This is a genomic window from Desulfopila inferna, assembly GCF_016919005.1.
GTDB lineage: Bacteria > Desulfobacterota > Desulfobulbia > Desulfobulbales > Desulfocapsaceae > Desulfopila_A > Desulfopila_A inferna.
The window spans coordinates 482,700-498,077 of record NZ_JAFFQE010000003.1; the positions used below are offsets into that span (position 1 = coordinate 482,700).

Below are 15,378 nucleotides of genomic sequence, written 5' to 3' on the forward strand. Positions count from 1 at the left end.
GAATCTTTCGTTTAACAACCGAACCGAAGCATCGGAGGAAATACAATGTCAACAGACAGGCTTGATGCCGCGCTGGAACTGGAACTGGAAAAACTTCAGCTTGAAGGCCGGGCAAAACCACGGGAACGGGTGATACGCGGCTATATACCTCCACGGGAAAAATCCGGCCCCAGATATCTGCTGGAAGGCAGTACCAGAGAATTTTTGCGGATGAACTCCAATTCCTATCTTTCCCTGTCTCATCATCCCAAATTGATCTCGGCTGCCGATCGGGCGACCCACGAATTCGGAGTTGGCCCCGGAGCAGTACGATTCATCGATGGCACATACAGCTATCATGCTGATCTGGAAAAGAGAATAGCAGCCTTCACCGATAAGACGGCGGCCAAAATTTTCAATTCCGCCTACACCGCAAACTGCGGTCTGGCGCTCTCTATCAGCAGCCCGAAAACATACTGGATCGGTGATCAGCTCAATCATAATTCAATCATCAGGGCCATGCGAATTGCCGGAGTTGCCCGCAGCAACAAAGGTATTTTCAAACATAATGACATGGATGATCTGCACCGATGTCTTGAAGAAGTCGACAGTGAGATAGAGAGGGTGGTGATCATTTTCGACGGCGTATACTCCATGCGCGGAGACACGGCTCCCATCGATCAGATCAACGCTATTGCCGCACAATATCACTCCCGCTTCAAGGACGGTGTGATTACAGTCGTCGATGATTCCCACGGCATCGGCGCTTACGGCAGAACAGGCAGAGGCACATCGGAATACTGCAAGGCCCAAGCGGATGTCATTGTGGGTACTTTCGGCAAAGCCTTCGGAGTAAATGGCGGATTCATCGCCGCAACCAAAAAGATCACCGAAGCGGTCAGACAGAAGGCGGACACGTATATCTATACAAATCCCCTGTCGGTTGCCGATTGTGCCGCAGCTACCGCTGCTCTCGATATTTGTGACGGCGAAGAAGGAAGAGCTCTGCTTAAAAACCTCCTTGCACGGCAGGACCAGTTCAGGAGCGGCCTCAAAGACCGCGGTAAAGAAACCATCGATGGTCCTCACCCGGTAATACCGATGTTGGTGCGGGATACTGCGAAGACACACGATGTGGTCAACAAGCTTTACGAGAGAGGCATTCTGGTTGTCGGTCTGACTTTTCCCGTGGTGCCGCATGGCGATGAGAGCATTCGCTTCCAGATCAACGCCGCTCATAAAGAGGATGATATCGCATTTGCCCTCGGGGCACTGGACGACATCTCAGCCTAATTCATAATTCCTTTGATCCCTTTGATCAATCATGGATCAGGAACAGTATATCTCCTCTCCTCAGATTACCGAAAGTAGTCTTGCCCATGGACATGATCGTAACTCGGATTACATAAAAGTAATCACGTTGTAATTAGAACTGAAACAGCGGATAGAGAAATAAATCTATTGCCAATATATGCCAGTATTTACAATAACTTGGTTGAATATTTAAAATCTTTCAGAAATTGGCATTGAGGTTGCATTGCACGTTACAACCCTTAAACCACCCCCCCCAACCGGGTGAGAGTGACACATGTGTCACTCTTGCCTGGTTTCTTTTTTTCTCCACGACTAAATCAGGTATAGTGACAATCCACCTAAAAAAACCATAAAACTGTAAGGCAGAACCAGAGCTTCCGAGGAAAAAGCCCTGCTTCCCTTGAAGTGCGCCATGATCCGGTAAATCGCATAAAAAGAGGCGAGCATGCCTCCCGATACCGTAATGGTCTGCAACACCACTGTTGAATCCTCACTTAAAATTCTCTGAGGTATATACCTCGCTTCAACCCCGAGCAGTTCAAGCAAATTTGGCCATATCCTCCAGGCATCCTGCATAAACAGATCAAAATGCACCGCCAGATAGCAGCCCAGTATCAATGGAATGAAGCCATAACCAAGCATGGGTTTGAGAGAATTCTCTTCGACTTCGGCATATCTGGCGACAAGAGAAACCATTATCAGATAGCCAATCTGGAACAGACAGATCAGTCCGAAAAAGAAAAAGCTCTTGAGAAGATACGGCGGCAGGCCTGACAACAGAGGCAACGATTCTGTGGTGAGCCGCTGCACCAGAACCGAGAATTCTTCATGCAGTGCAAAGGGGAAAAATATGGCCCCCAGTGAAACGACCAGGAAGGAATCGGCCCTCCTCGGGGTATCCAGATCCCACAACTCTTCAGGGGTCAGGCGCAGATTGAGATGTATAGAGCTATTATCACAGCTTTTTATGCACTCGGCGCACATGATGCAGTCCCTGTTGTTGTCAACCAGAAAAGGATGTCTGAACATTGGGCAGCCCCCCTGGCCCTCATCACCGCGAAAGCAGACATGCTCACGGCATCTGTTAAGGCAAAGATGCCTGTTGGCCCGCAGCTCAAGAACGGCAGGCATGGCAAAGATAGCGTTGATAGCGCCTAGCGGGCATATATACCTGCACCAGACTCTCCGTTTGTAAAAAATGGAAAAGATGAAAGACCCGGCTGAGACGGCAACAATTACCGATGCTGTCAGCATCGGATTGCTATAGGCATCCCAGACAAGTTCCACCCACAAAACCAGGATACACAGCAGAGCCATGATCCATCCCGAATATTTTTTGATGAATTGTGGCGTCGCCCTGTCCGGCTTGACTATTGCCTGGATAAGCTTGCCTGGAACGGCCAGCGTGCATACAGAACACCAGGTCCGGGCAAGGAAGAAGAATGAAAAGAACAGCAGCGGCCAGCCTATTGCCCAGCTCATGGTGATGCCGATATTCCTGCCTGCCTCTGCCGGGCCGAGAAAAAGTGCAGCCACTGTCGCCAGAAGCACCATTCCCACCACAAATCGAGGTACAATTGGAAATATATTGCTTTTGAGAAAGTTTTTGACGCCGGGTATTCTGAGAAGATTGAACTCCCATTTTCCTTCAGTCTTGGGAAGCCCTAAAATAATCTGCCCGGAAAGAATGGTATCGCTCCGGGACAGCATGACGGCTCTCTGAATAACGCTCTGTAGTTCGGGAAGATTGCCGGGCCAGTCATAATTCATCAACAGCCCCATGGTGTCAGGAGAAATCGACAGAATATTTTTACCATATTCCCTGTTGTAGCGTGTGAGAAAATGATCGATGAGGCGAGGCAGGTCTCGTTTCTGTTCACACAGTGACGGGACACGGTAGTGCTGTTTCTTTAGTTCGGCAAACAAAGCCGGTAAAAATTCATCGGCACTTTCGAGCTTGGCCGGCATGCTGTCGCAGACAAGGATAAGACGGACCTGAAAAGGAACTTCTTCGTTGCTTCCTGTTCTTTTGAACGAGCGGCTGGTTAAGGACTGGAAAATTTTTTGCTGCACGGGGAAGCTGAGAAGCTCAGGATGGAGCAGGACTACGGTCCCCCCTGAAAACTGTTCAAAAATACCGGATTGTCTGACCTGGGCGAAAGGAAAGGTATCCTGCGGAGTTCCAAAAAGCTTCTCCGGAACCAGCTCCTCACTAAAATCTCGCAATTCCAGCTCGACATAGGGACCATCGGCATATTCAGACTGCTGATGGATCTGTTTGGCAAGAAATTTTTTGCCGGTTCCCTTTTCACCCGACAGCAGAACCGGAGCCAGATTGCTGGAGAATTTCCCGGCGATGGCCTGAGTGCGTCGGGCGGCACTGGATGGCCGCGCTTCACCATCGAGCTGTTGTCCGGAATTGCCGGTAATGAGCAGAAAGTCCTGGAACTGTTCATCCCGTACAAACTTTTTATCAGCCCTTACGGCGGTCTCGGCCTGATCCTGAAAAGAAACCCGCAGACGCTCGGCCAAGGCAAGATTCATCTGCTGGTAGATGGTCCGATCACTTAACAACGCCTGCTCGAAGAGCAGTTTGTCAAAGCAGATGAGGGCAATTTCCCCTACAGCTTCAGCTCCCAGAGAATGGGGTTTTCCGGTGAGCAGTGAGGTCTCTCCGAAATGACCGCCCGGCCCGATTCTACCAACCACCGACTTGGTCCCATCCTTGTGGGTTAAAACCAGTTCGACTTCTCCTATGCCGACCACATAAAAATCCGTCCCCTGATCTCCCTGCTCATAGATCGCCTGCTCACCGCCGAGATACCGTACCGTCGAGATTTCTGCAGCGGCCAGTAACTGGCTGGGCCCAAGCTTTTTAAACAGCATCGAGGACCCAAGAATTCGTGCAACCGTTTGCTTTTTCATACTACTTCGAAAATTACTCCGACCTCCAGTCGCAAAGCCTGCTCCAGCCTCCCGGGGTTGACATTGATTTTATAATTTGAGGTGCCTGCCGAGAACCTCGGCAATAAGAGGGGCAACAGAGTAAATATCAAACAGATCATCACTCATGCGCCCGGGATAGGTATCGGAACCGATAACCTTTGAAATAGGGCTGTTCATAAATTTTTTTCGCGCCTGCCCCGACATCACCAGATGGGTGGCCAGGACAGCCACATCATTTGCTCCGGCTTCCATACATCGCTCCGCGGTCTGTAGAATAGTACCTCCGGTACGGATCATATCGTCGCAGATGATAACGTTTTTCCCTTTAACCACACTTGAAACCTGGCTGACAATTGTTTTATCCCTGTCATACCGGTCCTTGTCCGCTGCCGTATGGGGGCAATCCAGCCTACTGGCAAGACGGGCCACCCTTTTGGAGAAGCCATAGTCGGGAGAGACCAGCACATAGTTTTGCAGGCCGCTCTGGCGAATTTTTTTTACAACAAGGCTATCCGTCCAGATATGGTTTGTACTGATCTCTCCTCCATGAGCATGAAGCACTGCTTCCGAATGCAAATCGATAAAGGCGACGTAATCCGGTCGAGCCCTGAAAATCTGGCGGGTCCGTGTTATCCCTTTGGGAATTTCATTGGTTCCCGGCTTTACTCTCTCCATTGTCGAATAGCCAAGGTAAGGGATGACCACGTTTATACTTGAGGCGTTGAAGTAAATGCCTCCCTGGATGAGATCGATGAGTTCCTGATGCGCATTACTGCTCTGGGTGGCGCCGATGAGTATCAAATTTCTGCCGGCAAGACTACACGGGAAGGCATGATGCTGCTCCCCGTCGGCAAAGCGCTGGCGGATCATTTCACTAAACGGTATCCCCAGTGCATCTGCAACCTTTCGTCCCAGGTCGGTGGAGGCCTGATTGGCTATCAGTATGGGCTCATCCTGTTCGGTCATGTCTTCTTTTCCGGATCTGAGGTTGACAAATCAGAATGGAGAAACACCTGCTATAAGGACGCAAGGATAGCATCGCCCATGGCAGCGGTGTTCACCGCTTTGCTCTTGTCGCGGGCTATATCAATGGTATGAATACCCTGCTCCAGGGTTTTCTCCACAGCTGCATCGATGGCTGCGGCCGCTTCATCGAGATTAAAGCTGTAGCGCAGCATCATGGCGGCTGAAAGAATTTGAGCGATGGGGTTGGCAATGCCTTTACCGGCAATATCAGGCGCCGAACCGCCCGCAGGTTCATAAAGGCCGAATTTGTCGAGATTCAGCGAAGCAGAGGCCAGCAAGCCCATGGATCCAGTAAGCATGGCCGATTCATCGGAGATGATATCGCCGAACATGTTGCCGCAAAGCATAACATCGAACTGGTGCGGATCCTTGACCAACTGCATTGTGGCGTTGTCGACATAGATATGATTGAGCTCTACATCCGGATATTCCCTGGCCACCTCCATGACGACTTCCCGCCAGAGCACCATGGTGGTCAAAACATTGGCCTTGTCCACCGAAGTGACCTTGTTTTTTCTGATCCGGGCGGCATCAAAAGCCATTTTGGCAATCCTGCGCACTTCGGCGCGCGTGTATGCCATGGTATCGAAAGCCCGTTCCTGCTCACCTTCACCTTCCCTGCCTTTGGGAGTACCGAAATAGATCCCGGAAGTCAGCTCACGGACGCAAAGGATATCGAAACCATCCCCGACGATGTCCGCTCGAAGTGGGCAGGCCGCGGTCAGTGATTTAAATACCTTGGCAGGCCGAAGATTACAAAAGAGATCAAAATGTTTACGCAGAGGAAGCAGGGCCGCCCTTTCAGGCTGTTGTTCCGGCGGCAGGTTTTCCCACTTGGGGCCGCCGACCGAACCAAAAAGAATGGCATCGCTGTTTTCACACAGTTCAAGTGTGGCTGGCGGCAGGGCTTTACCATGATTATCTATGGCAACGCCGCCGACATCGGCAAAATCATAGTGTAGGGTAAAATCGAATTTCGCTGCCGCGGCATCAAGAACCTTGATAGCCTCGGCCATGACTTCAGGGCCGATGCCATCTCCGGCAAGTACTGCTATTTTTTTCATGTTCCACCTCTATATGATCAAATCGTATTACGTGAATTGCTACGTGCTTCTTAATTTTGTATGCAGGGAGATAATCGCTATATTTACTCAATTCCCAGCAATATGACCAGTGCTATTGCAAAATATCCTTCCGAAATGAGAGGACCGCCCGGCTTGCACCACTGAAAGGAAGGGTAAATTCATTGACCTGCGAAAGAATGATTCCGAAGCGATGCAGAACAGCGGAGGCCCGGTCCAACTCTTCCCGCCACTTTGGCCCTTTCATGCAGAGAATCTCGGTATTTTCTCCGGTAATCCCGGCAACCATCTCTATAAATCCTCCTATCTCGGCCACCGCACGGCTGGATATGTGAGAGCAGCTCAAGCGCTGCGGATCGACATCTTCAAGCCGATCGGCCAGCACTTCGACATTTTCCAGGCGCAGCGTGCGGATAATATGACGCAGAAAGGAGACGCGCTTCAATCGGGGTTCTACCAGAACAAGGCGGAGATCGGGCAGTGCCGCTTTACAGGCCAGACCGGGAAACCCGGCCCCGCTGCCGACATCGATGAGAGAACTCCCATCCCGGCTCAGATACGGCAGAAGAATGAGAGAGTCCAGAAAATGGTTTTCAACGATGTGATGCGCATCCTGTTTTTTGGCTATCAGATTTATTTTTTTATTCCAGCGCAGAAGTTCCCCAGCATATTGCTCCAGCTTCTGCAATGCATCATCGTCAATGTTCAGTTGCAGAAGGCTGCTACCCTGCTGCAGCAGAGATTGGATATCTTCGGGCTGTCCCTTCACAATGGTCTACTTTTTGGCGACCCGCCGTGCTACCGAAGCGGCATGGGCGGTCAGACCTTCAAGGCCGGCGAGCATCTGAATATGATCGCTATCCTCAATCAAAGCGGCCTTTGAGTAGGATATTACCGAACTTTTTTTGAGAAAGGTTTCCACTCCGAGTGCCGAGGCGAATCGCGCTGTTCCCATGGTCGGCAGAACATGATTCGGGCCTGCCAGATAATCTCCGGCAGCCTCAGGAGTGTAGTTCCCCAGAAAAATAGCCCCGGCATGACGGATATACGGAATCTGCGACCAGGGATCCGCAATCATCAGTTCCAGATGTTCGATGGCGATATCATTAGCCAGCTCGATCGCCTCTTCAAGATCGGCGGCAATTAAAATAACGCCATGGTCATTGAGGGCCCGGCGCGCGATATCCTGCCGCGACAACTGGGCCAGCTGCCGCTCCAGCTCAGCCGGAATTCGGGAAGCCAGCTCTTCGCTGGTGGTTATCAATATCGCCAGCGCCTGAACGTCGTGCTCCGCCTGGGCCAGCATATCGGCGGCAATAAAAACCGCATCGGCCTGGCCGTCGGCAACGATAAGCACTTCCGAAGGACCGGCGATCATGTCGATGCGGACCATTCCGGAAACTAGTCGCTTGGCCTCGGTCACATACTGATTGCCGGGCCCGACAATCACATCCACCCGGGGGATGGTGGCGGTACCGTATGCCAGTGCCGCAATCGCCCAGGCGGAACCTATCTTGTAAATCTCGGTAATGCCCACTTCCTGTGCAGCCACCAGGAGATGAGGATCGATCTCTCCTTCGGCGTTGGGAGGGGTCACCATAATCCGGTTGCCGACCCCGGCGATAGCTGCGGGGATACCATTCATCAATACGGATGAGACCAGCGGAGTAGACCCACCCTGCCCGCCTGGAACATACAGTCCTGCAGAATCAACCGGCCGCACCAGCCGACCGACAATAGTGCCGTCTTCGCGGGTCTGTATCCAGGAATCCTCCATCTCGCGCTGGTGGAAATTTTCGATTCTCTCTATCGCTCTGGAAAGAGTCTCCAGAAAAAGTTCATCCACCTGTTCGTAAGAATTCCTGAGCTCCTCTGTGGAGACCTGCAGATTGTCGATCTGCATTTGAGGAGCATCAAAACGACGACAGTATTCAACGACAGCCTCATCTCCTCTTGTCTTCACTGCCTTCAGAATGTCCTCGACTGTAGCCTGGCAGCCTGTATCGGCATCCTGAAAGCGATCCAGCAGACCGGCAATCTTATGTTTTCCTTCCGGTGAACCTGTTTGTATCGGAGTGATAGCCATTGTCTTATCCGTTATTCATTTCTAGTTGTGTATCTTATTGTAAAACAAGAAGATCATCCTGGTATTCTCGAAGATAATACTCCGATACCTAAACCGCAATACTCTACGCCGCGAAAAGCATGCAGCGGCGGAATCACTTTTTCTCCACGGTGATCCGGCGTACGATGACATTCCCAACTGAATACCCGGCGCCGAAGGAGCAAATGATACCGAGATCCTGGTCCTTGAGATCTTCATGGTACTTATGGTAGCAGATGATCGAACCTGCAGAGGCAGTATTGGCATAGGTGTCGAGTATGGTGGGGGTAAGATCTTCCGAGATTTCGCGGCCCAGCAGTTTCCGGCATATCAGCTGATTCATGTTAAGATTGGCCTGATGGAGCCAGACACGTCTCAGATCATCGGGGGCAATACCATGCTCGGCAAGGTGGGATCGGATAAACTCGGTAGCCATGGGGACAACTTCCTTGAACACCTTCCTGCCCTCCTGCCTGAAAAGCTTTGCCGCCTCGGGCTTCTCCCGCATGGTACGATTGAGAAAGCCGAAACCGTTGTAGATATTAGTCGAGTAGGTTGTGGAAAGTTTGGTTCCCACTACTTCGAAAACGTTGGCGGCGCTGCAGCAGTCTTCCCGTTCAAGCAGTACGGCTGTACAGACATCTCCGAAGATGAAATGACTGTCGCGATCACGAAAATTGAGATGGGCTGAGCAGATCTCCGGATTAATAACCAGAATAGCCCTGGCATTTCCCCTGAAGATTGAATCTACAGCCGTTTGGATGGCAAAGGTGGCTGAGGAGCAGGCGATGTTCATGTCAAAGGCAAAACCCTCTATCCCCAGAGCCTCCTGCACCTCAACTGCAATTGCAGGATAGGGCCTTTCCATATTGGAGCAGGAGACAATGACGGCATCGATGTCGGCGGCATTTTTAGAGGCTTGTTCCATGGCCTGACGGGCTGCAGCAACACTCATGTCGCATTGAATGGAGCTCTGATCGCGCCCCCTCTCCGGCAAGCTCGGGCACATACGCTCCGGGTCCAGAATACCGTCACGATCGATCACATAGCGGCTCTTGATACCAGATGCTTTTTCTATAAATTCGACACTGGACTGTTGCAGCGGCTCACACACGCCCGCGGCAATATCGGCATCATGCTCTGCATTGAAGTTGTGCACATATGTGTTAAAGGAGTCGACCAACTCCTTGTTGGAAATACATAATGGAGGTGTATACACTCCAGACCCGCTGATCACGATTCTTGCCATGATTTTCTCTTTTTTTTTATTCGCAGAAAAACAATCGAAGGCTTTCCTCCCCAAGCGAAATGGCCCATCCGTGCCCGCACTATACAGGCAGATGGCCTGCAGCTCAACCTCAAGATGCAGTGGAGATCAATTTTATACTTTGATGGACTCGTAAAAAAGCTCTATCTGCGTCGTTGTAGTGTTTTTGGCAAGCCTGCAAACTCTTCGGCTTTGCCGATTTCTCATAATATCTGCGTAACTATTCAGCAAGAAGCTTAAAACAGGCAGTTTGCCCTGAACTGTACCTGTTGAGCAGTGCTTCAAGTAAGCCCTCTGACGGGCATAAACATCGACTCCGGAGTGCGCTGATCGTGTGCAGATGGGGTGCTGCTGAATAGTTACACATCTGCCTACAAACATGTCCGCGGAAGTAAAGGCAAAAAGATTGGGCAGCTCATTTTAACTTCCTAATTTTCGGAGAAAACTATATAGTTAATGCCATGGAGTACTCCGCAACCGATTGATTTCAATTCTGAAGTGCATTATGGTCTAATCCTGCATTAAGAATCAACCACGTAATTGTCTGGAGATACGAAATGGAATTTGAACCGAAATGGATTGCCTGGGAAATCACCCGGCGCTGTAATCTCAGCTGTGTGCACTGCCGGTCATCCTCAGATCCGGAGGTAGCCTCTCACCCTGATTTCACCTATGAACAGGCGGTCCGGGTGCTCGATGATATAGCCTCATATGCCAGTCCGGTTGTGGTTTTATCCGGCGGCGAACCGTTGCTTCGCCCGGATGTCTTCGATATCGCCCGCTACGGCACCGGTAAAGGGCTGCGCATGTGTCTGGCAACCAACGGCACCCTGGTAACAGAAGAAACCTGCAAAAACATACTGGACGCTGATATCAAAATGGTATCGCTCAGTCTCGATGGCGCCACAGCGGCAACGCATGACAATTTCCGCAATCAGCAGGGAGCTTTCGCCGGCACCATGGAAGCGATCCGGCTTTTCAATGAAAAAAACATTCCGTTCCTGGTCAACTCCTCGTTCACCCTGCGCAACCGCCACGAGCTAGCCGACATCTACAAGCTGGTCAAAGGGCTCGGCGCCACGGCCTGGTATATGTTCATGATAGTTCCCACCGGCCGCGGTGAAGATATCATGGAGGAACTCATCCCTGATGATATATACGAAGAGATTCTCGACTGGCACTATGAGGTGGAAAAACAGGAGAACGACCTGTTGATGCGTCCGACCTGCGCTCCTCATTATTACCGGCTGGTTCGGGAAAAGGCCCGGGAAGAAGGCAATACCTTCAAACGCAGGAATCTGAAGTTCTCCACCGGCGGGTCAAAGGGATGTCTTGCCGGTCAGCTCATTTGTCTGATCGATGTTGACGGCGAGGTACTGCCATGCTCCTACTTTCCCAAGTCCGCCGGCAATATCTTTGAGCTGGGACTCAAGGAGATATGGGAAAATTCGCAACTGTTTTTGAGTCTGCGGGATTTTAAATCCTATAAGGATAATTGCGGCCAGTGCGAATACGTCAACGTTTGCGGAGGCTGCAGAGCAAGGGCCTATGCCGTCAGTGGAGATTATCTGGCTCAGGAACCCTACTGCAGTTATATTCCTGTAAAATTACGCCATAAAGAGCGCCTTTAAACCTCAACACCATCAAAGACCAATGAACGATACCTTTCTTAAAGCATGCCGCGGCGAAAAAACCGACTACACACCCATCTGGATGATGCGCCAGGCAGGCCGCTACCTTCCGGAATACCAGAAAGTGAGAGGTAAGGTCACTTTTCTTGAGCTCTGCAAAAATCCGGAACTCTGTGTTGAAGTCACTCTGCAACCCATAGATATTCTGAATATGGATGCGGCAATCATGTTTTCCGACATCCTTATTCCCATGGAAGCCATGGGAGCACCGCTTGAGTTCCATGAGGGAAAAGGACCGGTTTTTCCTGAGTCAATACGCAGCAAAGCCGATCTTGACCGGCTCATCGTTGCCGATCCTTATGAAAAAACAGGATTCGTAATGGAGACCATCAAGCTGCTGCGCAGGGAACTCAAGGTGCCGCTGATCGGTTTTGCCGGGGCACCGTTCACCTGCGCCACTTACCTGATAGAAGGCGGTTCTTCCAAGTTTTTCTGGGAGACCAAAAAAATGATGTTTACCAACCCCGCACTCTTCCATGAGGTTATGGAAAAGATAACCCAGACAACAACCAGGTACATGCTGGCCCAGGCTGAGGCGGGAGCGCAGGCCCTGCAGCTTTTCGACTCCTGGGCAGGAATTCTGGCACCCTGTGATTTTGAAGAGTTTGCCTTACCCTATGCTACCAGAATAATTGCTGATCTCAAGAAGACAGGTGTACCTCTGATCTATTTCGCCAACAATGGGGCGACCCTGCTCGATCTTTCGGTGACCACGGACGCGGATGTTATCGGTCTCGACTGGCGCATCAATATTGGTGAGGCCATCAGGAAGGTCGGCAAAAAAGCCGTGCAGGGCAATCTCGATCCAATAGCTCTGCTTCTCCCCAGAGATGAATTGCGCCGTAGAATCCAGCAGCTGCTGAAAGGTGCGGAGGGCGCTTTTGGCCATATATTTAATCTGGGCCACGGCATCCACCAATTCACTCCCCCCGACCAGGCCAGATATGCCGTGGAATATGTTCATGAACTCAGCGCCCGGTAAACGGAGGGAATAATGCAAAACTCTTCTCCCTCAATCCCGGAATGCCTCAAGTTGATGGAGGAGCACGCTATGCTGTCGAACATTCGCGATCATTCCATGGTGGTGGCTCGTGTCTCGGAAACAGTGCTCTCCAAAATCGCTAATCACAGTGGCTGTAAAAATATACCGGAACGGGAGCTTGTCATTGCAGGGGCACTCTTGCACGATATTGCCAAAACTCCCTGCCTGCACGGCAATTGTGATCACGCTCTGGCAGGTGGGGAGATCTGTGAACGTCTCGACTTCCCCGCAGTCGCCGAAATTGTCAGAGAGCATGTCCGCCTTTCACATTTTGCCGGAAAAAGATATAAAAAAGGTTTTTTCGAGGCCAAGGAGATTATCTACTATTCCGACAAACGAGTAGTGCATGACCAGATAGTCAGTCTGGTGGAAAGGCTTGATTATATCCTGGAGCGATACGGCAACAATGATCCCATCCGGCACAGGATTATTCGCGAGAACTTCAGCCAATGCCAGGATCTTGAAGTCTGGCTGTGCCGGGCCGCGGGTTGCAGTTCCTCAGAACTGCTGAAGGATATCAATATCCTTTCCTATTCCTCCGAGCAATGAAGATCACCTTTCTCGGTACGGGAGAAGCCTGCGACATCTCCCGCCGCAACACTTCGCTTCTTATCGAGGATGGGGAGCAACACCACCTACTGGATTGCGGCTTCAGCAGCGCCCATGGTTATTTCGGCCATGAACCTGATACCCCTCTGACCACAATATGGATCTCTCATTTTCATGGGGATCATTTTTTTGGCGTTCCTCAGCTCCTGGTATACATGTACATGCAAAAAAGAGAGGAACAACTGACCATTCTCAGCGGTATTGACTGCAAAGACAAAATCTATTCAGCATTGGATCTGGCCTATCCCGGACTTTCGGACAAGCTTCGCTTTCCTCTCCGCTTTCTTCAGGTGAGGCCCGAAGAACCGCTAACATGTAATAATCTTTCATGGGAATCCGCAGCTGTCAACCATTCGCAGCCGGCCTTTGCGGTACGAATTACCTCTTGCGGGCATTCGCTTTATTACAGCGGAGACGGTAAGCCGACCGCGGAAGCGGTCAAATTAATACAGGGATGCGATCTGGTGGTCCATGAAGCCTTTTCGCTCATCCCCGGCAAACCAACACATTCATCCGCTGAGGAGTGCCTGCTTCTTGCCGAGCGACTCTCAATTCCCCGACTTGCCCTTCTCCATATAAACCGCAAAGATCGCCGACAGCTCAGAGATATGGCAACTCCGCTCCAGCCGCCCGCTGCCACCAGATTGATCATTGCTGAAGACGATGAGCAGCTTATCCTTTAGCTCCCGGCAAGGCTATGCGATCAGACGGCAGGCCGGTCATTTTATTAAATCGGCGATGCTTCACCACGGCCTTCATAGTTAAACCTCTGACGTACGTTGTCGTTCTGCCCAAACCTGTTTTTTGGTGATGCCGGGAGATTTTTCATATTCGATGACTACATTTTTAGTTAAGGCTCATTGTGCGCGCCATCAGCCGTCTCCTATAGACCAGGATCCATAGAGGCGGAACACACGACAGTTACCTCGAAATTATGACCAAATTCTCTCTGGAGCTATTTTGATGGAACAGGAGCAAAATCTACCCTTTATCGAAAAGGTAATGGACCGGTTTGCCGAAGAGACCGGGCTGCAGGGGACCCGCCCGCCACAGCGTTACCTGTGGACCGATGCCTTTGCTGTCTGCAACTATCTGGAACTGCAGAGGCGCACCGGCAAAGATGAGTATGGTGCAAGAGCCCTCCGTCTGGTCGACCAGGTTCATAAGGTGCTGGGACGTCACCGCGAGGATGATCCCCGGAATGGATGGATCAGCGGTCTCGCTGAAGCTGAAGGCGAAAAACATCCTACCCGCGGTGGTCTGAGAATCGGTAAAGAGTTACCGGAAAGACTTGCCGATGAAGGCGAAGACAGTTCACTGGAGTGGGAACGTGATGGCCAGTACTTTCACTATCTCACCAAATGGATGCAGGCCCTGCATCGCGTTTCCCTCCAAATGAAAGAACCTCTCTACGACGCCTGGGCACTCGAAATGGCTGAAGTGGCGCATGATGCCTTTACCTATGAACCGCCATTCGGCGAGACAAAACGAATGTACTGGAAGATGAGCATCGATTTGTCGAGACCGCTGGTTACAAGTATGGGCCAGCATGATCCGATAGACGGCTACCTGAGCTACCTGGAATTACAGGTGGGAGCTCCTGCTGCGCTAAAGAAGGAAATCGCCGATCTGGAGGCGATGTGCAGGCATATGAACTGGATAACCGATGATCCTTTGGGCATTGGCGGTATTTTGGCTGACGCCCTGTTTCTGATCAAGCTTACCGCCTCGGGCAAACCAGTCCTCCCCGGTCTGACGGAAGATCTGCTTAAGGCCGCGGCACAAGGCCTGACTCACTATTCTGCCCAGAATCCGCTACGCCTACCGGTGGAGTTCAGACTGGCATTCCGGGAACTTGGTTTGGCAATCGGCCTGCGGGCTGTAGGAAGGATCAACACATATCTTTCAGAATTCGAAAAATTCCCAAAAAACTCATTCGTCCAGTTGCTCGATGAACTATCCGGTTACCAATCACTTCGAGATACAGCTGAAGAATGCTGGCTCGCCCCTGAAAACCGCGAAACCTATACCTGGGAATCCCATAATAACATCAATTACATAATGCTCTGCACCGCCCTTTCCCCGGGAGGTTTTTTTGGCGACTGAGAGTGCTGCCGTCGAAGACGGCCGGCGCAAACCAGTTCCTGACCTTATATATCAGTATTCCATATATCGCTGCCGGTCATCTCCATCCGGTAAGAGTTTCAAGACCATCAACATTTCTCCTGGCCGCACCGACAATCGGCCTGATAATATTTTAGAAAAAATGCTGGCTAAAGCACCAAATAAATGATAGGTTGTACCAACAATCTCATTTA

Annotated in this window: 12 protein-coding genes; 6 read left to right on the forward strand and 6 right to left on the reverse strand. The window is 51.0% G+C overall.

Going from position 1 to position 15,378, the window contains the following annotated elements:
- The first annotated feature begins 45 nt into the window (after positions 1–45).
- Positions 46–1,272 (forward strand): aminotransferase class I/II-fold pyridoxal phosphate-dependent enzyme, encoded by a 1,227-nt coding sequence (locus tag JWG88_RS10335; RefSeq protein WP_205233647.1) that lies wholly within the window; start codon positions 46–48, stop codon positions 1,270–1,272.
- A gap of 333 nt (positions 1,273–1,605) precedes the next feature.
- Here JWG88_RS10335 and JWG88_RS10340 read toward each other — a convergent pair whose 3' ends face one another.
- The 6 genes from JWG88_RS10340 to JWG88_RS10365 form a co-directional block, all read right to left on the reverse strand.
- Positions 1,606–4,218: a sigma 54-interacting transcriptional regulator gene (locus tag JWG88_RS10340; RefSeq protein ID WP_205233648.1), complete on the reverse strand. Its 2,613-nt coding sequence runs from the start codon at positions 4,216–4,218 to the stop codon at positions 1,606–1,608.
- A gap of 69 nt (positions 4,219–4,287) precedes the next feature.
- Positions 4,288–5,205, reverse strand: a complete 918-nt coding sequence (locus JWG88_RS10345; RefSeq protein WP_205233649.1) for a ribose-phosphate diphosphokinase — start codon at positions 5,203–5,205, stop codon at positions 4,288–4,290.
- Between the two features lie 50 nt (positions 5,206–5,255).
- A complete protein-coding gene (leuB, locus tag JWG88_RS10350) occupies positions 5,256–6,329 on the reverse strand; it encodes a 3-isopropylmalate dehydrogenase (protein ID WP_205233650.1) in 1,074 nt (357 codons plus the stop codon).
- Positions 6,330–6,441: 112 nt separating this feature from the next.
- Complete coding sequence (rsmG, locus tag JWG88_RS10355; RefSeq protein ID WP_205233651.1) at positions 6,442–7,116, reverse strand: 16S rRNA (guanine(527)-N(7))-methyltransferase RsmG; 675 nt, start codon at positions 7,114–7,116, stop codon at positions 6,442–6,444.
- A gap of 6 nt (positions 7,117–7,122) precedes the next feature.
- On the reverse strand, positions 7,123–8,433 hold the full coding sequence (gene hisD / locus JWG88_RS10360) for a histidinol dehydrogenase (RefSeq protein ID WP_205233652.1): 1,311 nt from the start codon (positions 8,431–8,433) through the stop codon (positions 7,123–7,125).
- A 133-nt stretch (positions 8,434–8,566) separates the two neighbouring features.
- On the reverse strand, positions 8,567–9,700 hold the full coding sequence (locus JWG88_RS10365; RefSeq protein ID WP_205233653.1) for a beta-ketoacyl-ACP synthase III: 1,134 nt from the start codon (positions 9,698–9,700) through the stop codon (positions 8,567–8,569).
- A gap of 575 nt (positions 9,701–10,275) precedes the next feature.
- Between JWG88_RS10365 and JWG88_RS10370 the strand changes: the two genes are divergently transcribed.
- The 5 genes from JWG88_RS10370 to JWG88_RS10390 all read left to right on the forward strand — a co-directional run bounded on the left by JWG88_RS10370 (position 10,276) and on the right by JWG88_RS10390 (position 15,166).
- On the forward strand, positions 10,276–11,349 hold the full coding sequence (locus tag JWG88_RS10370; RefSeq protein ID WP_205233654.1) for a radical SAM/SPASM domain-containing protein: 1,074 nt from the start codon (positions 10,276–10,278) through the stop codon (positions 11,347–11,349).
- Positions 11,350–11,371: 22 nt separating this feature from the next.
- Positions 11,372–12,391, forward strand: a complete 1,020-nt coding sequence (gene hemE / locus JWG88_RS10375) for a uroporphyrinogen decarboxylase (RefSeq protein ID WP_205233655.1) — start codon at positions 11,372–11,374, stop codon at positions 12,389–12,391.
- 69 nt (positions 12,392–12,460) lie between these two features.
- On the forward strand, positions 12,461–13,000 hold the full coding sequence (locus tag JWG88_RS10380) for an HDIG domain-containing metalloprotein (protein ID WP_205233656.1): 540 nt from the start codon (positions 12,461–12,463) through the stop codon (positions 12,998–13,000).
- Positions 12,997–13,743, forward strand: a complete 747-nt coding sequence (locus tag JWG88_RS10385; protein ID WP_205233657.1) for an MBL fold metallo-hydrolase — start codon at positions 12,997–12,999, stop codon at positions 13,741–13,743. The genes JWG88_RS10380 and JWG88_RS10385 overlap by 4 nt, the downstream gene beginning before the upstream one ends.
- Before the next feature lie 280 nt (positions 13,744–14,023).
- Positions 14,024–15,166, forward strand: a complete 1,143-nt coding sequence (locus JWG88_RS10390) for a hypothetical protein (RefSeq protein ID WP_205233658.1) — start codon at positions 14,024–14,026, stop codon at positions 15,164–15,166.
- Positions 15,167–15,378 lie beyond the last annotated feature (212 nt).